This is a genomic window from Mycoplana dimorpha, assembly GCF_003046475.1.
GTDB classification, from domain to species: Bacteria; Pseudomonadota; Alphaproteobacteria; order Rhizobiales; family Rhizobiaceae; genus Mycoplana; species Mycoplana dimorpha.
Genome location: NZ_PZZZ01000009.1, coordinates 66622 through 89774, shown reverse-complemented (window position 1 = coordinate 89774; position 23153 = coordinate 66622). Strand labels below are relative to the sequence as shown.

Here is a 23153-nt window from a genome sequence, read left to right as displayed (position 1 = left end):
TACCTCTCCGGGATCGGCACCGGCTGCATCTGATGCCTTTGCGGTTTACGGTGCACCCCCGACACGCTCCAGGGGAGCACCTAAACGGTGCTGTCTCATAAGCTTGAAGCGCTCGCCCATGATCGTCGTGGCGTCAATTGCCGCCAGGATCGGGGCGATATCGTGGTACCTCGGCGTAACCCAGCGTCTGCGCGATGCTCAGGCAGTGCGCGGTGCTACCACATGCCGGGTAGTCCGGCTTCCGGGCTGCATGCACAGTTGCTCAGTTCTCCCCACTTCCGTTCAGATCGAACAACGACCGATATTGCCGCGGCTGTGATCGCAAATATTGATTGGGCGCCCTGACGTTTGCGCCGAGATGGGCGGCGGCGTGCCACGGCCAGCGCGGGTCGTAGAGGATCGTGCGGGCGATACCGACAAGGTCGGCGTCGCCGGTGGCGACGATCGCTTCGGCCTGTTCGAAGCCGGAGATCAGGCCCACCGCGACCACGGGCAGCGTTGTGGCCTGCTTTACGGCACGGGCGAGCGGCACCTGATAGCTGGGGCCGACGGGGATCTGCTGGCGCGGATCGAGGCCGCCGCTTGAGACATGGATCGCGTCGCAGCCGCGCGCCTCGAGCGCCTCGGCCAGCCGGACGGATTGTTCGATATCCCAGCCGCCGTCCACCCAGTCGGTCCCGGAGATTCGCATCGTCACCGGGCGGCCAGCCGGAAAAGTGTTCCGCACCGCATCGAACACTTCCAACGGAAAGCGCATCCGGTTTTCCAGGGTGCCGCCATACTCGTCGTCCCGATGGTTCGAGAGCGGCGAGAGGAACTCGTGCAGGAGATAACCATGGGCCGCATGGACCTGGACCGCATCGATCCCGAGCCGCGCCGCGCGGGCCGCCGCGTCTGCAAACGCGTTGCGCACGCGCGCCAACCCGTCCCGGTCGAGGCTTTCCGGGGCATGCTCATGGGCCGCGAAAGGAAGCGCCGACGGGGCGACCGTCTGCCAGCCGTTCGGATCGTCGGGCGGCAGTTGTGCTCCCCCCTTCCACGGCAGGTCTGTCGATGCCTTGCGGCCGGCGTGGGCGATTTGGATCGCGACCGGCATGTCGGACCACCGGCGTATGCCCTCCAGGACATGCCCCAATGCCGCCTCGCTCGCATCGTCCCACAAGCCAACGTCGGCGTAGCTGATCCGGCCCTCCGGCAGGACTGCGGTCGCTTCGATGGTCAGCAGCGCCGCTCCCGAGAGGGCCAGGTGGCCCAGATGGATCAGATGCCAATCCGTCATGCGGCCATCGACTGCGGAATACTGGCACATGGGGGCAATGACGATGCGGTTGCGAAGTCGCAAACCGCCAACTGTCAGTGGTTGGAATAGTTGCGGAGCGGGCATTGGCGCCTCCATCCTGGTTGTTCACCGCGCCTCGAGGCCTGCGAACCCGCAAAACCTCTCCCTCGAAGGTGGGATGTCTTCAGTCGCACGGAGCCATTCGTGTCCGCTCCAAGCCTACGCCGCGCGAGCCCGACGTACAACATAACCTGAGCCAGGCGCCTCGAGTTCCGAGCTCCGGCGCGGAAAGGCTGCTCAGCCGGGCAGTAGCGGCAAGGATGCATCCATTCCCGCGAACAGTCAGGTTAACGTTACCCTAATAATTTTGGGACCTGGCATAACCGGTTATGCATCGGTGGTTAACAGTCTATTGCAATCGCAGGTGGCCGCCGCTCTAAGAGAGGGAGTTTTTGATTAGGGTGGGCTGATATGTCTATGGATGATCCGCGTCTCGTGTCCGAAGGTGCAAGTCAGATGTCCGGCGGTGTTGATCTCGAGTCCGGCGCCGGCAAGGGCGCCGATCGCAATCAGGCGTCGCAACGACCTGTCATGCTGGCCCAGGCCGGGGACCTCGATCCGAATGCCGGCAATGCGCCGGGTTCGTCCGATGCGACGATGAGCATCGTTCCCGATGCCTCCAACGTCGCCCACCTTCCGGCGGACATCGCGATCGACGACATCCGGGTCGAAGGCAAGAATCTCGTCCTCGTCCAGGCGGACGGCAGCGAAGTGGTGATCGTCGGCGGCGCATCGAACGTCCCGACCTTCCTTCTCGGCGAGGTCGCCCTTCCGCAGCAGGCCGTCATCGCCGCTCTGGAACAGAACAACATCAATGTCGCGGCCGGTCCCGACGGGTCCTATTCCGCCTCCTCGACGGCATTGAGTTCTGGCGCCCGGTTTGACGAAATCCAAGGCTCGCAGGGTCCGGAACAGATCGAACTGATAGGGCTCCTCGGCGACACCACTCAGCCCGATGCCGTTCCGGCCAACACCGTCCTGCTCTTCGACGACATTCCGCTCGTGGCGGAAAATGCCGTCCTCGTCGTGGCGGAGGGGGCGAATGCCGACGGAAGCTTTGAAAATCAGATCATCGACGGCAGGTTCGGCTTCGACGGCGGCGCCGATGTCGGCGTCATCACCTCAGTCGGGCTCAACGGTGTCACCGATCCCGAGAATGGGAGCGCCTTTGGCCTGACGTCGGACGGCAAGCCGGTCGTCATCACCGTCAACGGCCTGACGATCACCGGCACGGCTGACGGAAAAGTCGTTTTCACCCTCACCGTCACCAATGCGGCGACCGGTGCATTCACCTTCGCGCAGCGTGGCCCGCTCGATCATCCGGACAAGGGTGAAACCGGAAGCCTCGATCCGCTGCGACTGAAGTTCAGCTATACGGTTACCGACAACAACGGCAGCTCGGCAACCGGCACGCTGTCGATCGACATCAACGACGACGGTCCGACGATCGGTGCGCCGGGCGCTGCGGCCACCGTCGAGGAAAGCGGGCTCGTCACCGAATCCATGACGACCTCGGTCACCGACGTTGCGCTCGGGGTCAACTGGGGTGCCGACTCGGGCTCACAGCGGAGCCTGACCTTCGCCGTCCAGGACGCCCCGGCGGGGCTTACGTCGGGCGGTGTCGCCGTACATTACGACATTTCTCCGGACGGCCGCGCGCTCATCGCCTATGCCGGTGAAGGCGATGCGCGCTCGCCCGTCTTCATCGTCACGCTGGATGCCACTTCTGCCCAGGGCAGCTACAGCTTCCGGCTGGTCGGCCCGCTCGATCACGCCGACGACGCCAACGCGACGCAACTCGACTTCCGCTTCGTCGCGACCGATGCCGATGGCGATTCCGCCGAGGGCAGCTTCGCTGTGATCGTCAACGACGACATGCCGACGGTGACGCTGTCGGCGCCGGGATCGGTGACGGTCGACGAAAGCCTGCTGGCGCAGAACGACGACATTCCGCTGACCAACCCGCTGAAGCTGCTTTCGGTCGCGGCGCTGTTTGCCGGCGTCCAGAACCCGGGCCACGATGCGCATGGTGCCCCGCTCGGCCCGCTGGCCTATGCGCAGAGCGCGACGGCGGTGGTCACGGTCGAAGCGAAGTTCGGCGCCGACGGCAAGGCCGCTTCCGGGGCGCAGGTCCTGGCGCTCGCCGTGGCCGAAGTCGACTCCGGCCTGCGGACCACCGAAGGCCAGAAGATCGTGCTGTCGCTCGAGAACGGGCTGGTGGTCGGGCGCATCGAGGGCACCGGCAAGGCCGCGTTTGCGCTGGCGATCGGCCAGGACGGCAAAATCAGCGTGGTGCAGTACGTCTCGCTCGCACATGACAATCCCTTGAGCCACGACGAGGGCGTTTCGATCAGCAAGGGCGCGGTCCTGGTGACCGTGACAATCAAGGACGCCGATGGCGACACGGCCAGCCATAGCATCGACATCTCCGACAAGATCGTCTTCGAGGACGACGGCCCGAGCCTCGGCCTGTTTGGCCGCAACGCGCTCTTTACGGTGCGCGCCGACGAGAGCGCCGGCCTGCAGGCCGACGACAAGGCCAACCTGTCGGCGATCTTTTCCAGCGTGGCGGAAGCCGGCGTCGACGCGCATGGCACCGGCGGCCCGCTCGCCTATGCCCAGTCCGCGCATGCGGCGCTGTTCGACACGACCGTCTACGGCACCGACAGGGCGGCTGCGACGGGTGCGAAGGTGTACTCGCTGGCGCTCACGGGGGCTGAGTCGGGCCTGACGACGACCGAAGGTCAGGCGATCGTCTTGTCGCTGGAGGGCGGCATCGTCGTCGGCCGCGTCGCCGAGACCGGCAAGGCCGCGTTTGCGGTGGCGATCGATGCGGTTACGGGCAAGGTGTCGACGGTGCTGTACCTGTCGCTCGCCCATGGCAATCCGAACGCGTCGAACGAGGACGTCTCGCTGGCCGCCAACACGATCCGTGCGGTGCTGACCGTCAAGGACGGCGACGGCGACACGGCGACCGGTTCGGCCGACATCTCCGGCTTCATCCGCTTCCACGACGATGCGCCGAAGACGACCGGCGCGGTGTTCGCCGGCACGCTGCAGGACGAGGCGCAGACGCTGTTTGCCGGCAATGTCGAAGGCAGCGCCGGGGCGCGCGAGGTCAGCGGCAATGCAGGCGCGCTGTTCAACGTCGGCGCCGACGGCCTGCGCGAAGTCACGATCGGCAGCCTGCCGTCGTTGTCGGCCATCTACAACGACCAGGGCGTCGGCAAGGTGGAGTCGGTCACCTGGACGTCTTCGGCCGCCGGCGGCGTGACGACGTGGACGGCGACGGGCAACGTCAGCGGCACCGCAGTGGCAACGCTGACCATCCGCGCCGACGGCTCCTACCTGTTCAAGCTCGGGGCGCCGCTGGCCCATCCGACCGCCGGGGCCTCGGAAGAGGACCTGACGCTGACCTTCAAATACAAGGTCACCGACGGCGACGGCGACAGCGCCAGCGGGTCGCTGACCGTCAAGGTCAACGACGACACGCCGACGGCAGGCTATTCGGGCAACATCTCGCTGACCGAGAACCGGCTTGCGGACGGCACCTTCGAGGTCCGCTCGGTCGAGGGCAAGATGAACTTCGGCGCCGGCGCCGACGGCGCCCGCATCACCGCGCTCAACTACGATTTGAAGTCGACCAGCGGCTTCTTCGCCTATGACGCCGACGCCGGCAACAGTCCGGTGGTGAAGGTGGCGCTGACCTCCAACGGCCAGCCGATCACCGTGGCGGCGCTCGAGAATTCGCCGACTACGCTCGTCGGCAAGCTGGCGGACGGCACGATCATCTTCGAGATCAAGGTCACCGATCCGCTGGCGGGCAAGTACACCTTCACCCAGTTCGGTCCGCTCGACCATCCCGACCGCGGCGAGAGCGGCGACGCTGACGCGATCCGCATGCGCGTCAGCTTCACCGTAACCGACGCCGACGGCGACACCGCCAGCGGCCATGTCCAGATCGACGTCATGGACGACGCCCCGGAAATCCTCGGCGCAGCGGTGCCGGCGAACCTGCTCGCCAATGGCAGCTTCGCGGATGGTAACTGGGAACATGCGGAAAGCTGGGGTAACTGGACGACCTTCGGCACCGGTTGGGCAATCGAAGGCACGGTACCCGGGCAGGACGGTGTCCGTCTTGAGCGCGTCGCCGACAATTACCTTGGCATGCATGCGTCCGACGGCGGATACATGGTCGACCTCGGCGCCACGCCGGGCAACATCAAGCTTTCCCAGAATGTGGCCGGGCTCGAAAACGGCAAGCATTACACGCTGGGCTTCGAGATCGGCACACCTTCCGTAGGTTCGGCGGCGCTGAACGTCTATTGGAACGGCGTGCTCGTGCAGACTTATGTCCCGGGCTCGACGATGACCAAGATCAGCCTCGACGTGATCGCCAAGACCGGTATGAACACGCTGACCTTCGAGGAAGTCGGCAACGCCTCGGACAACACCGGCACCTTCCTTGCCAATGTCAGCCTGACGGCGGGCTCGGCGATGCCTGTGTTGCAGGGCACGATGGGCGAGGACGACGGGTCGGCGACGTTCAGCTTCGTTTCCGGCGTGCATTTCGACTACGGCGCGGATGGTCCTGGGGCGGTAACGTTCGACACGGCGGCCGCGACGATCGCGACGCCGACCGGAACCACTCTGGCTATCCCGCCGATCAGCTACAACGCTGTGACGGGTGAATTGACCGTGTCTCCCGGCTGGGGCTTCGACGGTCTCGGCAAAGGTGAAATCGCAACTCTTACAATCCCCTTTACTGTCAAGGACGGTGACGGCGACACCAAGTCCGGCGTCTATCAGATCAAAATCGTCGGCGACAACGATGGCCCGCGCGTTTCGATCGGCACGCCGTTCGGCGGCACGATGACCGAATATGCCGAAGGCGATCCGCGAGCCGGCAGTGATGCCGACCGCACCTACTTCGACGACAACTACAACGGCGGGACGTTCCATCTCTACGACGACCAGGCGGACACGCACACCGTGGCCGTCAGGCCGGCGGAGACGGGATACCTCGGATGGCTTGAAGCCATTGTCACGGAGGAGACGCTCAATGACGGAGCGGGCGTGGTCACGTGGAAGTATCATGTCTCCGACAAGGCGCTGAACCCGCTTGCGGCGGGCGAGGTGAAGGTCGAGACCTTCTTCATCACCATCACCGACCAGCACGGCGCTTCGGTGGAACAGAAGATCGAGGTCAAGCTCATCGGCACGAACGACCGGCCGGTGATCACGCTCGAGGCGGGCGACAAGGACTTCGCCCCCCTGGTTGAGACCGATGCGGGTCTTTCGGCCAACGGCACGCTGAGCGTCACCGACCCCGACTTCACGGATGTCGTCACCGCCAAGGTCACGGGTGTGAGCGCGTCCGGCTCGGGCATCGAGTCACGCTTCACGCCGGAGCAGTTGCTGTCGTTCTTCAACGTGCAGCAGGCGGTGATCGACGCCGCCCACACGAGCGGCAAGGTCCAATGGAGCTTCAACTCCGGCAGCGAAGCCTTCAACTTCCTGCCGCACGGCTTCCAGTCGGTGCTCAACTACACGATCACCGTCAGCGACGGACGCGGCGGCACCGACCAGCACGTCGTCCAGATCAAGCTGACCGGCACGAATGACAAGCCGGTGATCACGCTCGAGGCGGGCGACAAGGACTTCGCCCCCCTGGTTGAGACCGATGCGGGGCTTTCGGCCAACGGCACGCTGAGCGTCACCGACCCCGACTTCACGGATGTCGTCACCGCCAAGGTCACGGGTGTGAGCGCGTCCGGCTCGGGCATCGAGTCACGCTTCACGCCGGAGCAGCTGCTGTCGTTCTTCAACGTGCAGCAGGCGGTGATCGACGCCGCCCACACGAGCGGCAAGGTCCAATGGAGCTTCAACTCCGGCAGCGAAGCCTTCAACTTCCTGCCGCACGGCTTCCAGTCGGTGCTCAACTACACGATCACCGTCAGCGACGGACGCGGCGGCACCGACCAGCACGTCGTCCAGATCAAGCTGACCGGCACGAACGACCGGCCGGTGATCGATCTTGACGTTAACGCCCCCGGCAACGGGGCTGACCTGCCGCTCGTCTATGAACAGAATGCATACTGGTTCGCATCGAACGGGTCGCTGTCCGACGTCGACAGCCCGACGATGAAATCATTGACGGCAAGCCTAGGCGAGACCTGGAAGCCCGGAGAGGACAGTCTTTCGCTGAACGCATCGGCCAAGGCAGCAAGTGACGCCGCCGGCCTGACGGTGACGTTCGAGAATGGTCGACTGTCCATCACCGGCTTGGCGTCGCAGGCGGTCTACCAGACCATCCTGAGGGGGCTGGTCTACGAGAACGTCAGCGACAACCCGACGGTCGGAAACCGCACGATCACGGTGGTCGCCACGGACCAGCACGGCGCGGACAGCCTCGCCCAGACGGCGACGCTGAATGTCCTGCCGGTTAACGACCCGCCAACGCTCACGGGTGACTTCAAGGCGCAAGTCAACAAGGGGCAGTCCTACACGCTGACTGCAGAGGACATTGGTTTTTCGGATCCGGATGACACGGAGGTGACGTTCATCGTCACGAGCCAGTCGCATGGCGGGATCCGGGTCGATGGCGTCCCATCCATTTCGTTCACCTCCCAGCAGCTCGCGGAGGGGCGCGTCACCTTCCTGCATGATGGAAGCACGGACAGGGCCGCCTCGTTCAACGTGTATGTCGAAGACGGTAACGAGGACGGCTCGACCTACGGCACGCCCAGCGGACCGACGCCGCGCACCTTCACGTTCGATGTGATCCTGCCGCTTGTGGCAGTCGGCGAGACGATCCGGACAAATGCGGACAACGGCGCGAAGCTGCTCATCCCGGTGGAGGCGTTGCTGTGGAACGACGGCAGCTCGGAAGGCATGTCCCTGTCGGTCAAGTCGGTTGTGGAGAACAACAAGGTCGATCTGCAGGGCGACCGCGTATGGTTCCACGTCGACAACGGCGGCGTTAATGGCTTCAACTACACCGTGAGCGACGGCGTCTCAACATCGAGCGCTACGGCATCGGTGTTGAAGAATCAGTCGCTGAACGGAACAGACGACAATGACATCCTGCTTGCCTGGGACAAGGGTTCCGGCCAATCCGCCGCCTACACGCTCTCTGGCGGTAAGGGTCATGACGTCCTGATCGGGGCCAACAACGAGCGCAACAATGGTGAGGTATCCAACACACTTCACGGCGGCGACGGCAATGACCTTCTGATTGGCGGCACGAGAGCGGTCAACTTCCTCTATGGTGGCGATGGCGATGATACCTTGTACGGTCAGGATCGCGACGACACGCTGGATGGCGGCGCCGGCAACGACACTCTCTACGGCGGCGCCGGCAACGACATCCTCTACGGAGGCGATGGCAATGACATCCTCTACGGCGGCGCTGGAAACGACACTCTCTACGGCGGCGCTGGCAACGACAGGCTGCTCGGGGGTGCCGGGCTCAACACTCTGACGGGCGGGAGCGGCAAGGACACCTTCGTCATCGACGCCGAAGCGCTCAGGGAAGTGAACCTGGTCGATGTCATCACCGACTTCAACAGGGGCGAGGAGGATGTTCTCGACATTTCCGACCTGCTCGACAAGGCGCTCGGTTCAACGACGACCGCCTGGAGCGTGGCGCAGGGTAGCGTCTCGGCCGTGGTCCAGAATGGCTCGACCTTCATCAGCGTCAACGACGGTGCCGGCTCCCACACCATTGCCGAACTGAAGGGCTACACGCAGTCGGCGGTGAAGATCCTCTATCACGACCAGGAGCAGGACGTGACCACGCACACGGCCTGATCGTAAGAGCCCGGATAGCGAATGGAAAAGGCGCCTCAGCGCCTTTTCTCATACCGGCCGGAGCATGGTTTCTGAGGGCCGGGTTTCAGCACGAAGACCTGCGAATACGATGTCCTAAGCCGATCGGCGAACCTGAAGCTCCGCGACGCGCTTCAGGTCGCGATGTACTGCATCGGCACCGGTTCGTTCGTATAGCCGGCTGTCGTGAGGTTGGCCGCCGTTTGTCGTATGCGGTTGAATTCCACCGGCTCGTCGAAGAGCACGCCGCCCAGCGCTATTTCGATGCGGATCGGCAGAGCGTCGTCGGCCACGATGGTTGCCTTCTCGATCCCATGGCGGATGCGTGCGCCGATGTCGGCCGTGTTTTCTTCGGCAGCCCCCGGCAGGAAGATGCCGATCTCGTTGAGGCCGAGGCGGCCGACCACGTCGCCCCGACGGATCAGGGACTTCACGATGCTGGCTGACGACTGCATGACCGTATCGGCCCATTGCGGGCCGTAACGTCGTCCGATGTCATCGAGGTTCGTGACGGACACGACCAGCATTGCGCCGCCTTGGTCGGCTTCCGCGAGCGTTCGACGCCGTTCGCCGATCGCTTCGACGGCGGCGGCAAAGTTGGTCCCGTTCAGGGTTCCCGTGACACTATCGTGGCGCAGCTGACGCTGCATCTGCAGGCGCAGGGTGCGCACCGCATTTTGCCTGAGGGAAAACAGGTATAGCAGCGGAAATGCCACAGCCACAGAAATTGTGATGGTAGTAACCAATGCCACCAGAAATGGCCGTTCCGGCATTAAGAGGTTTATAATACAGAGGAAAGCGATGGAGCCGGCAGCGCAGGCCAATGCACCGAGTGCTGCGGTTTTCAGGGCTGGAATCATATGGGCAGAGAGAAGCTGGCTTGGGATTTTCATCGCGGCGGACCGGTTTGCGGAAACCGTATCTGGTAGGTGTCCGGTGACAATTTCGCGTAAATATCACTGATTGGATTTTACCTAATCAGTCGATAGCGAGGGGCCGAAGTTAACTCTCTTTCGTTGAATTTTATGGGCGCGGTTGTACGGGTGGTGGAATTCCGGCTACCTGTTTTAAGGGATGTCCCTCGGATATGACAGCGCCAGATTTTGGGGTTGGGGGTTTAAGACTTTGTCTACGATAAAAGGAAGGCTCGCGGTTTTCGCTGCGACAGTGGCCTTGAGCGCCGTCATGGTTGCAGACGCGATGTCGATGACGTTGCAGCAGGCGATCGAAAAGACGATCAAGACGAATCCGCAGATCTTGCAGGCGACACAGAATCGCGAGGCCGTGGAGTTCGAACTCCGCCAGGCGCGCGGCTTGTATCTGCCTTCGGTCGATCTGGAGGCGGGGTCCGGCCAACGCCGGCTGTCCAACAATAGCTCGGGATCGCTGCGCAATGACCACGATCACCTTTCCCCAAACCAGGTCGGCCTGACGGTAACCCAGACGCTGTTCGACGGCGGTAATCGCCGCGCGCAGGTGGACCAGCAGGCGTCGCGGGTCGACAGCGCGTCCTTCCGTGTGCTCGAGCGATCCGAATCCCTGGCGCTGCAGGCCGTGCAGGACTATCTGGAGTACCTGCTGCAGGCCCAGATCGTCGCGACCACGAAGCAGAACGTGGCGTTCCACAACACCATGATCGGCAATATCGACCAGAGCATCAAGGGCGGCGCCCTGACGGACGCGGACCGCCTCCAGGGCGTGGAGCGTTTGCAGGCGGCGAAGGCTCGGCTGCGCGAGGCTTTGGAAGAACTCGAAGCGACGAAGATCCGTTTTGCGGAGACTGTCGGCGAGCCGATCAGCAATCCGCAGATGCCGCCGTCGCTGGCGAAGTTCCTGCCGCGCACCGCCGAGGACGCCGTCCTGGTAGCGCTGGCGAACAGCCCCCGTATCTCGTCGGCAAATGCCGACATCAACGCCGCCGACGCCGGTGTGCGCGCCGCCCGCTCCAATTACCTGCCGACGATCGACTTGCTTGGCACCGCTCGCGTCGGGGACGACATTGATGGCGACAGCGGCAACACCAACGATTTCGAGGTCGGCGTCGTGGCGCGCTGGAACCTCTATCGCGGCGGCATCGACGTCGCCCGCGAGCAGGAGCAGATCCGTCGCGCCAGCGAGCAGCGTTACGTGCGTTCGCAGGCTCAGCGCGAAGTGCGCGAAGCCATCCGCTCGGCCTGGAATGAACGCGTCAGCCGCCACGACCTCGCCGGTATCCTGGCGGCGCAATCGCAGACCAACGAACGACTGGTTTCGTCCTACAGCGAGCAGTTCTCCGTAGGGCAGCGTTCGCTGCTCGACGTTCTCGATGCGCAGAACACTCGCCTCAACACCAGGATACTGGCCGACACGGCGCGCTTCGCCGCGCTTTTTGCCGAATACAAGATCCTGGCGGCCTCGGGCAGCCTGCTGCAGGCGATGAAGCTCAAGCCGGTCGAGCAGGCCGCAGCCTATGCCCGCCAGGAATTTGCCGTCCCCGCCAGCGTCGAGGATCCGGGCTATATCCGACGCGAGTCGCACCAGAGCGTCGGCATGCCGCTGGATCTTTTGGAACCGATCCGGAAATAAGCCGCTGGTGCCCACATGCTGAACGTCGCGCCCGAACTTGGAAGCAGCACCCCGCTCCAGTCTTTCAAGACGGCTTTCAAAACGGTTGCGGCGTTCTATGGCAGGCCGAGTTCCGACACGGTGCTTTATTCCGGTCTGCCGGACGAAATCACCGAGTCCCTGGACTTCAACGACGTCCAGCAGATGGCCGAGCGGGTCGGGTTGCAGGTCATCCAGCACAGCGAACGCGATTGTCGCACAGGCAACTTCGATTGTCCGGCAATCGTCGTCTTCAGAGAAGGCGGTGTGCTGCCGCTGCTCGAAGTTCTGCCCGACGGCTCCTACGTCACGGAATTGGCCCCGATTGCGGGAGTGCCGCTCACGTTGAGCCCTGCGGAGCTTGCGCGCCGGGGTGCGGTTGCCGCTTTCGCGTTTACATTGTTCTATGAGAATGCTTCCGAAGAGGCGCTCGTCGGCACGGCTGCCGAAATCGAGAAGCGCCACTGGCTCGCCTCGACGCTCGCATCCTACTGGCGAACCTATCTTCGCGTCATCGTCGCGGCGCTGTTCATCAATCTGATCGCGCTGGCCTCGCCACTCTTCACGATGAACGTCTATGATCGGGTGCTGCCGAACAAGGCAATTCCGACTCTCTGGGTTCTGGCTTGCGGCATTTCGCTGGCCTACGTCTTCGACTTCCTGCTGAAGACGGCCCGCTCATCGCTGATCGACTACGCCGGCCGCAAGGCGGACCTGCGCCTGTCACAACTGATCTTCGATAAGGTCCTGAACTCCACCCTGGCATCGCGGCCGATGTCGACAGGCGAATACGCCAGCCGGATCACGCAATACGAATTCGTTCGCGAGTTCTTCACGTCGAACACGATCGGCGTCCTCATCGACAGCCTGTTCGTGTTCGTGTTCCTCGGCGTGATCTACCTGATCGCCGGGTGGCTTGCGATCATCCCGACGGTTGCGTTCATCCTCTCCGTCTGTGTCGGGTTCTATGCGCAGGCCAAGATCGGCAAGCGCATCGCGGCCGCGGCCAACGAGGCTTCGCGCCGCCAGTCGCTGCTCGTGGAGACGATCTCGACGATCGAGACCCTGAAGAGCCTGCGCGCCGAGGCGACGATGCTGCGGCGATGGCAGGAACTGTCGAAGTATTCGAGCCGGACGAGCGAGGAGATCAAGCACATCTCCTCCAACGCGATCAACATGACGACCTTCCTTCAGCAGATGACGAGCGTGCTGATCGTCGTCGCCGGCACCTACGAGTTCGCCGAGGGCCGGATCGCGATGGGCGCGATCATCGCTGCCGTCATGCTGGCAGGGCGCGCCGGTGCGCCGTTCGGGCAGATTGCAATGACCCTGGCGCGGTTCCGCCAGGCGACAATGTCGCTGCGCATCCTGAACAAGGTCATGGAGCAGCCAGATGATCGTCCCAATACCGTCGGGTTCGTCAATCGGCAGATCCGGCAAGGCAGCTTCAGCTTTCAGAACGTGTCCTTTTGTTACCCGGGCTCCGATCACCCCGTGATCAACGAGCTTTCCTTCTCCGCAGCGCCTGGAGAGAAGATCGGCATCATCGGCCGCATCGGCTCCGGCAAGACGACGGTCGGGCGCTTGCTGGACGGTCTTTATGCACCGACCGTCGGGCGGATCCTGATCGATGGCGTGGATCTTCGGCAGTATCACGTCGCCGAGGTGAGGGGTGCGGTGGCGGTGGCTGGCCAGTCCTCCGATCTCTTCTCCGGCACGGTGAAGGAGAACCTCCTGCTTGGCCGCGCGGATGCCACCGACGAGGAACTGCTCGAGGTGGCCCGCATCTCCGGCGTCGACGAGTTCGTGGCCAACAACCCGCGCGGTTTCGACATGGCAGTCGGCGAGCGCGGTGCCAATCTCTCGACCGGCCAGAAGCAGGCCCTGACGATCGCCCGGTTGCTATTGACGCGCCCGAAGGTCGTCTTCCTCGACGAGCCTTCCGGCGCCATGGACCTGGTCAGTGAACGCCATCTGATTTCGAAGCTCAGGAGCGCGTTCGGACCGGAGACGACGCTGTTGATCGCCACGCATCGCCACAGCATGCTCGAACTGGTCGATCGGCTGATTGTCATCGACAAGGGGCGCATCATCGCCGATGGCCCCAAGCGTGCTGTCATCGAGGCGATGCAGCGGCGTTCGGGAGGTCAATCGTGAGCGTGCTGCGCCAGGACAATCCGCCGCTGATGGCACGTGCCGTTCTCGCGATCTCCTTGCTGTTGATCGTGGTCTTCCTGGCCTGGGCCGCGATCGCCAAGGTGGACGAAATCGCCCGCGGCGAGGGCAAGGTCATCCCTGTTTCCAAGACCCAGGTGATCCAGTCTTCCGAGCCCGGCGTCGTGCAGGAAATCGCCGTCTCGCTCGGACAGGTCGTGCGCAAGGGCCAATTGTTGGTGCAGCTGAACAACATCACGACCGAATCGACGCTCGGGGAGTCCGTTGCCAAGGCGCGGGCCCTCGGAGCCAAGGTCGCGCGGTTGCAGCTGGAAGAGGCCGGGCTCTATGACGCGGCCTTCGCCTGCCCGCCGGAAATCCTGGCCGTCGCTGAAAACGTCTGCGCCAACGAGAAGATGCTGTTCGAGGCCAACCGCGCCACCTATCAGAACAAGGTCGGGGTGCTGAAGGAGCGGATCAAGCAGCGCCAGAACGAATTGAACGAAGCGCTCGCCAACATGGAGCGTCTGAGGCTGAACATTGCCGGTTCGCAGCGGCAGCTTGACCTGATGGCGCCGCTCGCGAAGAAAAAGCTGGTCGCCGAGATGGACATCATCAAGGTCGAGAACGAACTGAACGACCAGACGGGTCAGCTCAGGGTTTACGATGAAAGCGTGGAGCGGCTGAAGGCGGCGGTCGATGAGGCAAAGCTGCAGCTCGGTGACCTGGGGCTGGAACTGCGTCAGCAGGCACTGACGGAAAAGGCCCAGACGCTTGCCGAGCTCTCCGTCGTCGACGAGACAATTCGCGGCGCCTCCGACCGCGTCAAACGCACCGATATTCGCTCGCCTGTCGACGGCATCGTCAACACGCTCGATGTCAACACCATCGGCGCCTATGTCGAGCCGGGCCGCGTCATCGCCGGGATCGTCCCGACGGCTGACACGCTCCTGGTAGAGGCGAAGATCTCGCCGCGCGACGTCGCCTTCGTGCGCAAGGGCCAGCCGGCGGTGGTCAAGATCACCGCCTACGATTTCTCCGTCTTCGGCGGCCTGGAAGGCCAGGTGGAGAACATCTCCGCCGACAGCCTGGTGGAGAAGGAGAAGGGCGAGACCTTTTATCTCGTGCAGGTGAAGACAAAGCAGTCGGAACTGACGCGCGACGGAAAGTCATACCCGATCATCCCGGGCATGGTCGCCCAGGTGGAGATCATGACCGGAAGCAAGACCGTGCTCAGCTACCTGATGAAGCCGATCAACAAGGCGCGCTCGGAAGCGCTGACGGAGCGCTGACATGGCCGCCGAGGCCGCGAAAGGGACCGAACTGAGCCTCGAGGCCGTGGAGTGGCCGCTGCAGGTCGTCGCCGAAGCCGAGGTCGAGCCGCATTTCCGGGCAATCGCCGGCCCGAACGGCGAACGCCGCGGCGTGCGACTGGAAAGGCTTTACTGGGAGGGGCTGAGCCGCATCGCCGCGGCGGGGCGGACAAGCGTCACCGATTTGGTCAATCAGGCGGCCGCGGCTCAATCCGGCTCCTCCAACCTCGCCTCGCTGCTGCGCGTGCTCAGCCTGAAATGGGCATTGCGGCGCGTCGACGCGATGGAGGAGGTCGCCTCTACCGCCAATCTCAACGCACTGGTGCAGGCATCGCCTTCGCCGGCACTGGTGCTGACGCTGGACAAGAGGATCCAGTTCTTCAACGATCCGTTCCTGTCGCTCTTGCGCAACCGGCTCCTTCTCAACGACCCCGCGCAGCTTGCCAGAGCCCTGAGATTTTCGATCGACACCCCCATCGAAGATGCGATGGCAACGCTCAGCCGCGGCAAGGGGAAGATGCTCTGCACCGGATTTGGCCTGAGCCTGGGTCAGCACAGCATCAAGGGGCAGATCAACCTGGCGCTGGCGCCTGCCCATGAAAAGCCGATGCTGATCGGCTATATCGCGCGCCTGTAGCACGGGGTGGCCTCCCGGGCCACCGCGTTTCCCCCATTGCCGTCGACCTCCAAGCAGGAGCCGCTCGTTTCAGCTGACAGAGTGGGCGCGGAATAGGCACATCGGCTTGGACCTCGCGGCGTTCCCGGCTGCGCCGTGGCGTCACCGCGATGCCACGCCTTCGCCGGGGGCGACGCGATCGAGCGAAATGGCGGCGAGCTTCTCGTGCCCCGTACGGGTTCCATGCAGATAGCCCTTGCCATCGGCAATCGAGTACAGCGGCAGGTAGTCCGGCAACTGGCTGTCGGCCTTCACTTCGTTTTGCATGTTGTCGAGGATGAAGTGGCGGCTTCCGGCCTTTACGCTGAGCACGGCGTGGTAGAAATGGCGCTTCTGGTCGAACAGGACAACGATGGCCATGTCCTTGGCCTCGACGCCGGCAGCGCGCAAGGCGGCCATTTTCAGGATTGCGTAGTCTTCGCAGTCGCCTTCCTGCCGCGCCAGCGTCTCGCTCGGCGTAGCCCAGCGGTCACTGACGTTATAGGTCTCGATGTCGGGCCGGTACCGGATAGCGGCGTTTACGGCCGAATTCACCCGATTGAGCTTGTCGCGCAGACTTGCGCCGTCGCTGTCGCGGACAGCCTTGGCGATGCCGAGGACAGCCTCTGGGCAGTCACCGTCGCAGGCAAGCGACGCGTCCGCCCGCATTTCCTCGAGCGCCGGAGCGAGCTTTTTCACGGCTGACAGCCGCTTGAAGGGAATGGCGACGCTCCCGAAAGAGGCGCTTCCGAGGGCAGACGGGCTGGAGGCGCCGCGATCGGCCGGAACCGGAGAGGACGTTTCCGCGGCGGCAGGGCGTCCGGCTGGCTCCGCCTGCGCCAACGCCGCGGCAATGCGGATGCTGCTGTTTGTAAGCATAAATTGTAGGCTATCGACGGCGGCCGCGGCCAGCCGAGCCACACCGTCGCGGCTGGCGAGCGGGGACAGCGTGCGGCCGGCGACGGCTGCGACGGCGTCGAGCTCGCTCCCCGCCAGTGTCATGGCGGCGGATGACGGCGCGGCCGCACCGGCCCCGAGCAACGGAGCAAGCATCAGCGCTGCGATTTTTTTCTTGATCTTCCCGCCGGCCATTTCTTCTTCTCCCTGTTGGAGAAACACTACGAAACGCCGATGAATCTGCGGTGTGGAAGCGTGGGTAAGCGCCGGTCAAAAACTTGGCTACAAGAAGCTGAAAACTTTATTGAATAGCGCAAGGAACAGCTTACTACGGGTTTGCTTTTGATGCGCCATCGTGCAGTTATACGGCCCGCAGCTGTGGGGACGATAACGGGAATGCGAGGGGAAGTTGTGAGAGAGGATCACAGTGAGAACGGGCTGTCGCTTGGATGGCGCCAGTCGCTTTCGTCCGGTTCCCGCCGCGCTCAATCAGGCCTGCTCGGCCTGGCGCTGGGGCTGTGCCTTGCAGTCGCGGGCTGCCAGTCCGACGGCGACGATCTCGCGAACGGCCTTGGCAAGACAGACGTCAGGGCGCCTTCCTCCGCGCTGGACGAGACCTTGGGGACGAGGGGGGCCGAGATTACGCTAATGATCCCGAAGGGCGCGAAGGGTCTTTATGACGGCATTGCGCGCGACATTCGTGACGGGGCTGCCCTTGCGGTGGACGATCTTGGTGACGAGAAAATATCCGTCAAGGTTATTGACGTTTCCGCCGGCTCTGCTGTCGTGCCGGCCGCCGTCGACGCGGCGAAGGCGCGCGGTTCGGTCCTTCTCGTCAGTTATGCCACGCCGGCCGTGACGGCGGCCATTGCCGCCATGCCTGTGGACAAGAGGCCGCCGCTGTTCAACCTCGGCGAACATGTGACCGGTGCCGATGCTTACAACCTCGGTGATGACGAGATCGGCAGCGCCATGGAAGCGGTGCGAACGGCCGTCGCAAACAAGCACACGAAAGTAATGGTTTTCGTGCCGGGCGATCTCGGCTCGGCGGAGGAAACGCGGCTTGCGTCTGCCATCCGCGGCGCAGGCGCAAGCATCGTCGGTACTGCCCGCTATCAGCTGAACGACGCGTCGGCCGCAGCAGCGGTGCAAAGCGCGGCCGCCCAGCTGAAGGAGGCCGATACGGTTCTGATTCTCGGACGCACCGTGATCGCGACGACGGTGGTGGGCGCGGTCAAGGCAACCGGCCGGACGGACATCGCCTTTATCGGCACCAGCGCCTGGCCGCCACAGGCCTACCGCGTGAGTGCTGCCAACGGTACGCTGATTGCGAGGTCGGACACGGATAGTGGAAAGCTGATCGCGACCCGCTATCAGCAGCGCTACGCACGCGCACTGACCGCGGCCGCATCCTCGGGCTACGATGCAATCGCTGTGGCAGCCGGGCTTGTGCGGACAAAGGGGGAGGGTGGCGTCAGCGCTGCCAATCTTACGAGCGCAAGCGGCTTTCGCGGGGTCACCGGCCTGTTTCGCTTGAGGAAGGACGGTTCCGTCGAACGCCGATACAGCCTCGGCGTCATCGAAGGCGGTGACCTCAAGCCGCTTCAGGCGAGCCCTGCTGCTTTCTGAAGCTGCCTTGGGTTCGTTCGCAATCGGCGGAACGGGGTGGGCTGACGCTTCGGTCGATCCGGCATGCTCCCTGGGGTATATGCCTCGATTGCCAGCGACATCAGCAATATCGCATCCCCTCCCGCTGATCGGGTCTGGCGCCCGCCAACTTGCGAGAAGATAGCTTAGGGGCAGGCAGGCGGGGTCAGAAAACGAATTCCACGGATGTAAGCGGCCAGCAGCCGAGCGTCCACTCGATCGGTTGGGACCGTTCGTCGTGATTGAGGGCGTTGACCCGGAAAACCGGGGTTCCAGGGGTCAGCTTCAGCATATCGGCCTCGTCCGGGGCGGCAAAGCCGCCACTGACCCGGGTTTCGTGCCGATGATACTTGATGATGCCATGGGCTCTGAAGACATCGGTGACCGATTGCTGCCGTCGATAGACGGACTCGAAGTCGGGGAAGCGACTGGCGGGAAACAGCTTGGTATTGACGTAGAGCGGGTGGCCATCGGCGCTGCGGATCCGGCACAGGCGGATGATTTCCGCGTCCGCTGCCAGGGACAACCTTCTTGCGGCATCCGACGTGACGGTCTCGCGGCACAGGACCAGCGTCTGCGTCACGACCTCCTTGCCGCCGCCATTGAAGTTTTCCAGGAACGGGCGGTCGTCGCGAACAGTAAAGACGGAGGGCAGGCTGCGCACGAAAATGCCGACACCCTTGCGGGCGGTGAGGTGACCTTCGCGCTGCAATTCCTGCAAGGCCCGCCGTAGCGTGATGCGGGTCACGCCGAGTTTCTCGGCCATGTGGTTCTCGCCGGGCAACTGGCTGCCCGCCGTCAGGAAGTCGCTTTCGATCAGCCCCAGAATGTGGGCGTAAATCTGCCGCCAGATCGGCATGTCCCTGCGCGGCCGGACAACGACGTCCTCGAAGCCGGCCAGAAGACTGGCGCCCTTGTCAGGGCCCGGTGACGGGCCGGTGGTCGTCTTCATGCCCAAGCGCCCTCCGGCGTCCGTGCCGTCTTCGAGGCGGAAACTACGGGGACGCCGGCGGAATAGACCAGGTCGCCGCCCACCATCGTCGCAACCACGTGCGGGTGCGCCGGGTCGCGTGCATCGACCAGGATCATGTCCGCGCGCATGCCCGGCTGCAAGATGCCGCGATCCTCCAGACCGGCTGCCTTTGCGGCATTGGCTGACACCAGCGACCAGGTTTCGGCCAGATCGCCGAAGTCCGGCCGGGCCAGTTTGAAGGCAGCGTGGATGGGCGAGGGGTAGTGATAGTCACTGGCAAGCACGCTGCAGAAGCCGGCCCGCACGGCTTCCGTTGCGTCGAGTGCGCCGTTATGGCTGCCGCCGCGCACGACGTTGGGAGCGCCAAGGACAATGTGTTCACCCGCCGCGCGGGCCGCCTCGGCGGTCTCGCGATTGAGCGGGAATTCGGAGGTCACGACGCCGAGTTGTCGGAATTTCAGCCGTTCCTGCGGCGACGCCTCGTCGTGGGCGAGCAGGATGTTTCCGGATGCCCTGGCCGCGCTCGCGAGTTGTTCGATGGCAGCCGGCACCTCGGCGCGCCGCGCCCAGACGCTGTCGAGCAAGGCCGCATAGGCCTCCTGGCTCAGGCCCGAGCGCGATGCCATTTGGCCGATCTTGCGGGCGATCGTGCCCTTGTTGACCGTGCCGGTCGTATGGTCGTTGAGCGCGATGATCGGCTTCGGCTCGAGCGACAGCCACTGCATGACCATCGGCAACTGGTCGAGCGCAAAGGTTTCCCAGCGCAGATGCAGGCGGGTGTCGCATCGCAGCGAAGGGCGCATCCGGATCACTTCCGCGATCAGGTCCGCCGCCGCTTCCGCCGAGCGCAGCCCCGGCTCCCACGAGATGGTGACGCCGTGGAAGGCGGTGGTGATGCCGTTCGCCACCAGCTGCCGGTCGGTGTCGCGAAGCGCCAGCGCCGTGTCGAAGCGCACGCCGGGCCGCGGCATGATCTGGCGCTCGAAGCCGTCGCCGTGGATGTCGACGATGCCGGGGAGCACGAGCAGGCCCTCCGCGTCGATGACCTGCGCGGCGGGGTCCGGGGTCGAGGCGATCTGCCCGTCAACGACTTGAATGGTGGCGGCGGACAAACGGTTTCCGGCGAGCGCGCGGCCGCCCCTGATGGTCCAGTGCATCTGCGATCCTTATGGGTAGGTCATCTTACGGCAAGGTGTCATGCAGCCGTCATCTGCTGTCTATACAGGTATCGCGTCGATCGCGTCCTGTCTATACAGCAGAGGAAAAATCATGATCCGCAAACTTGCAGCCGCCCTTGCGCTTACGCTTGCAACCGCAATGCCGGCCCTTGCCGATCCCGTCAAATTCGCCGTCACCGACATCGAGGGTCTCGAAGCGTTGCAGCAGGAATTCGGTGCCTTCGAGCTTGCGCTGGAGGAAGCCACCGGTCTCGAGATCGAGCTCTATCCCGTCGCCTCCCGCACCACCGCCGTCGAGGCGTTGAATTCGGCCCAGGTCGATTTGGTCCTCACCGGCCCGGCCGAATATGTCGTCATGAAGGAACTCAGCCAGCCGAAGATCGTCGTTGCCTGGCAGCGCCCGGATTACTTCGCGCAGGTCGCGGTCCTGGCCGATGGTCCGATCCGCTCGATCGAGGACCTGAAGGGCAAGAAGGTCGCCTTCGGCTCCGTCGGCTCCACCTCCCAGCATCTCGGCCCGGCCCAGGCGCTCGCAGACTTCGGCCTGAAGTACGGCACCGATTACGAACCGGTGATCATCTCCCGCAACGTTGCCGCCGAAGCCCTGACCCGCGGCGACATTGCCGCCATTGGCCTCAACTTCGGCCACCTCGCTTCGGTCCGCGAAGCATTTCCGGACAAGGCCTTCGCCGTTATCGCCCGCGGCCGCGACCTGCCGAACGACATCCTGGTCGCACGCAAGGATATCCCGGACGACGTCTTCAACGCCGTACGCGACGCCTTCGCAGCCAAGGGCAACGAACTGATGCAGGCCGTTCTGACCGGCGAGGACAACAAGAAGTTCACCGGCGGCTTCTTCCTGACCGACGTCACCGACAGCGACTACGACTACGTCCGCTCGATGTACCGCACCATCGGCGTCGAAACCTTCACCGACTTCGTCAACTGAGCAGATCGCTCCACCTCCGAGCTTGAAGGCAGTCGGACCAGCCGGCTGCCTTCGTCGCAACAAGCTCCAGCGGCCAGGACAGACATCATGAGCGAGATCATTTGCGCCCGCGGCGTTACCAAGAAATATGCGGACGGGAAGACGGTCTTTTCCGGCATCGGGCTGACCGTGTCGGCGACCGAGCGGGTTGCGCTGATCGGCTCCAACGGTGCTGGAAAATCCACTCTGCTGAAATGCCTGATCGGGCTCCTGCCGCTGAACGGCGGCGAGGTGAGCACGCTCGGCGAAAGCATCGGCATCAGACCCTCGTCGCGTCAGTTGCGGCGATTGCGGCAGCGCATCGGCGTGGTGTTCCAGCATCATGGCCTGGTTTCCCGGCAGTCGGTGCTGACCAACGTCGTGCACGGCAAGCTCGGCCTTGCCGGTGCTTGGCATGCCTGGCATCAATCGATTTCCCGCCAGCAATGGCGCGATGACGCGCACGAGGCCCTGAGCCAGGTCGGCCTCTGCCACAAGGCTGCGGCACGGGCGGACGAGTTGTCCGGCGGTCAGGCGCAGCGGGTCGCAATCGCCAGGGCACTGGTCCGCAAGCCGCAACTCCTGATCGCCGACGAGCCGGCGGCAAGCCTTGATCCCGCCTCCGGCCGCGATGTCATGGCCCTCTTTTCACAGCTGTCGCAAGACAGTGGCACCACCCTGATCTACACGACGCACGACATGGACCATGCGCTCGAGTTTTCGGACCGCATCATCGCCCTGAAATCCGGCTCCGTCCTCTTCGACCAGCCGACCGCGAACCTGACGCGCGCAACGCTCCAGGAGGCCTTCCATGGCTGAGAGCACGCTGCCGGCGCGCTTGCCGCGCATATCGCCGATGACCTTCACGCTGCTGGTAGCGGCCGGCGCGCTGCTGGTCGTGTCGCTGCAGCAGGTGGCGCCGTCGCCGGCGCAACTGGCCCATGGCGGGCCCCGTATGGCGGAACTGGTCGGGCGCATGTTGCCGCCCAATCTCGAGGGCGCCTTCCTGCAGCGTGTGTTCTGGCGGATGATCGAGACGTTCCAGATCGCGCTGGTCGGCACGGTGATCGGGGTGGTGATCAGCCTGCCGATTGCCTGGCTCTCGTCCAAGGCCATCTCGCCGGCGGGAGCCTTCCGGCATGTCTTCAAGATGCTCGTATCGCTCTTCCGCACCGTGCCCGATCTGGTCTGGGCGCTGATCTTCGTTGCCTCCGTCGGGCTGGGCGCGGTGGCTGGAACGATGACGATCATGGTCGACACGATCGGCTTTTGCGGCCGCTTCTTCGCCGAAGCCATGGAGGACGCCGACGAAAAGCCGCAGGAGGCGCTGTTTGCGATCGGCGCAAGCCGGCTCTCGGTGCTGTGCGGGGCCGTGCTGCCGGATGCAATGCCGTCACTGATCAACACGACGTTGTTCGCGCTGGAGAAGGCGGTGCGCTCCTCGGTGGTGCTGGGACTGGTTGGCGCCGGCGGCATCGGTCAGGAGTTGAAGGTTGCCTTCGATCTCTTCCAGTACAAGAACGCCTCCACCATCATTCTGGTGATCTTCATCATCGTGCTGGTCATGGAGTTCGTCACCGACCGTCTGCGCACCCGGGTACAATAGGGCGCGAACGG

At 64.0% G+C, this 23153-nt stretch carries 14 protein-coding genes; 9 read left to right on the top strand and 5 right to left on the bottom strand.

Annotation, left to right across the window (positions count from 1 at the left end; all coding sequences use genetic code 11):
• Nucleotides 1-262: 262 nt before the first annotated feature.
• Complete coding sequence (locus tag C7449_RS19265; protein ID WP_108004538.1) at nucleotides 263-1384, bottom strand: NADH:flavin oxidoreductase/NADH oxidase; 1122 nt, start codon at nucleotides 1382-1384, stop codon at nucleotides 263-265.
• 411 nt (nucleotides 1385-1795) lie between these two features.
• Between C7449_RS19265 and C7449_RS19260 the strand changes: the two genes are divergently transcribed.
• On the top strand, nucleotides 1796-9151 hold the full coding sequence (locus tag C7449_RS19260) for a DUF5801 repeats-in-toxin domain-containing protein (protein WP_170115951.1): 7356 nt from the start codon (nucleotides 1796-1798) through the stop codon (nucleotides 9149-9151).
• Between the two features lie 152 nt (nucleotides 9152-9303).
• Here the strand turns inward: C7449_RS19260 and C7449_RS19255 are convergent, their stop codons facing one another.
• Nucleotides 9304-10062 (bottom strand): GGDEF domain-containing protein, encoded by a 759-nt coding sequence (locus C7449_RS19255; RefSeq protein WP_108004536.1) that lies wholly within the window; start codon nucleotides 10060-10062, stop codon nucleotides 9304-9306.
• A gap of 313 nt (nucleotides 10063-10375) precedes the next feature.
• On the opposite strand from C7449_RS19255, the gene C7449_RS19250 reads away from it, so the two are divergent.
• The 4 genes from C7449_RS19250 to C7449_RS19235 are packed head-to-tail and all read left to right on the top strand — an operon-like array spanning nucleotide 10376 to nucleotide 15856.
• Nucleotides 10376-11734, top strand: a complete 1359-nt coding sequence (locus tag C7449_RS19250; RefSeq protein WP_108004606.1) for a TolC family outer membrane protein — start codon at nucleotides 10376-10378, stop codon at nucleotides 11732-11734.
• Nucleotides 11735-11749: 15 nt separating this feature from the next.
• Nucleotides 11750-13909: a type I secretion system permease/ATPase gene (locus tag C7449_RS19245; protein WP_108004535.1), complete on the top strand. Its 2160-nt coding sequence runs from the start codon at nucleotides 11750-11752 to the stop codon at nucleotides 13907-13909.
• Nucleotides 13910-13938: 29 nt separating this feature from the next.
• Complete coding sequence (locus C7449_RS19240) at nucleotides 13939-15198, top strand: HlyD family type I secretion periplasmic adaptor subunit (protein WP_210204762.1); 1260 nt, start codon at nucleotides 13939-13941, stop codon at nucleotides 15196-15198.
• A gap of 1 nt (nucleotide 15199) precedes the next feature.
• Nucleotides 15200-15856 carry a ribbon-helix-helix domain-containing protein gene (locus C7449_RS19235; RefSeq protein WP_108004532.1) on the top strand — a complete coding sequence of 219 codons (657 nt, stop codon included), beginning with the start codon at nucleotides 15200-15202 and terminating at the stop codon, nucleotides 15854-15856.
• A gap of 141 nt (nucleotides 15857-15997) precedes the next feature.
• On the opposite strand, the gene C7449_RS19230 is transcribed toward C7449_RS19235, so the two are convergent.
• Nucleotides 15998-16966, bottom strand: a complete 969-nt coding sequence (locus C7449_RS19230; RefSeq protein ID WP_245414453.1) for a transglutaminase-like cysteine peptidase — start codon at nucleotides 16964-16966, stop codon at nucleotides 15998-16000.
• 150 nt (nucleotides 16967-17116) lie between these two features.
• Here C7449_RS19230 and C7449_RS19225 point away from each other — a divergent pair, with 150 nt between their 5' ends.
• The gene (locus C7449_RS19225; RefSeq protein ID WP_245414452.1) at nucleotides 17117-18400 is read left to right on the top strand and encodes a type 1 periplasmic-binding domain-containing protein; all 1284 of its coding nucleotides are present in this window, start codon (nucleotides 17117-17119) and stop codon (nucleotides 18398-18400) included.
• Nucleotides 18401-18584: 184 nt separating this feature from the next.
• Here the strand turns inward: C7449_RS19225 and phnF are convergent, their stop codons facing one another.
• Complete coding sequence (gene phnF, locus C7449_RS19220) at nucleotides 18585-19370, bottom strand: phosphonate metabolism transcriptional regulator PhnF (RefSeq protein WP_108004531.1); 786 nt, start codon at nucleotides 19368-19370, stop codon at nucleotides 18585-18587.
• A complete protein-coding gene (locus tag C7449_RS19215; protein ID WP_108004530.1) occupies nucleotides 19367-20548 on the bottom strand; it encodes an alpha-D-ribose 1-methylphosphonate 5-triphosphate diphosphatase in 1182 nt (393 codons plus the stop codon). The genes phnF and C7449_RS19215 overlap by 4 nt, the downstream gene beginning before the upstream one ends.
• 112 nt (nucleotides 20549-20660) lie before the next feature.
• Between C7449_RS19215 and C7449_RS19210 the strand changes: the two genes are divergently transcribed.
• From C7449_RS19210 to phnE, 3 genes are all read left to right on the top strand, one after another.
• Complete coding sequence (locus C7449_RS19210; RefSeq protein WP_108004529.1) at nucleotides 20661-21518, top strand: PhnD/SsuA/transferrin family substrate-binding protein; 858 nt, start codon at nucleotides 20661-20663, stop codon at nucleotides 21516-21518.
• Between the two features lie 87 nt (nucleotides 21519-21605).
• Nucleotides 21606-22355, top strand: a complete 750-nt coding sequence (locus C7449_RS19205) for a phosphonate ABC transporter ATP-binding protein (protein ID WP_245414451.1) — start codon at nucleotides 21606-21608, stop codon at nucleotides 22353-22355.
• A complete protein-coding gene (gene phnE / locus C7449_RS19200; protein ID WP_108004528.1) occupies nucleotides 22348-23142 on the top strand; it encodes a phosphonate ABC transporter, permease protein PhnE in 795 nt (264 codons plus the stop codon). The genes C7449_RS19205 and phnE overlap by 8 nt, the downstream gene beginning before the upstream one ends.
• Nucleotides 23143-23153 lie beyond the last annotated feature (11 nt).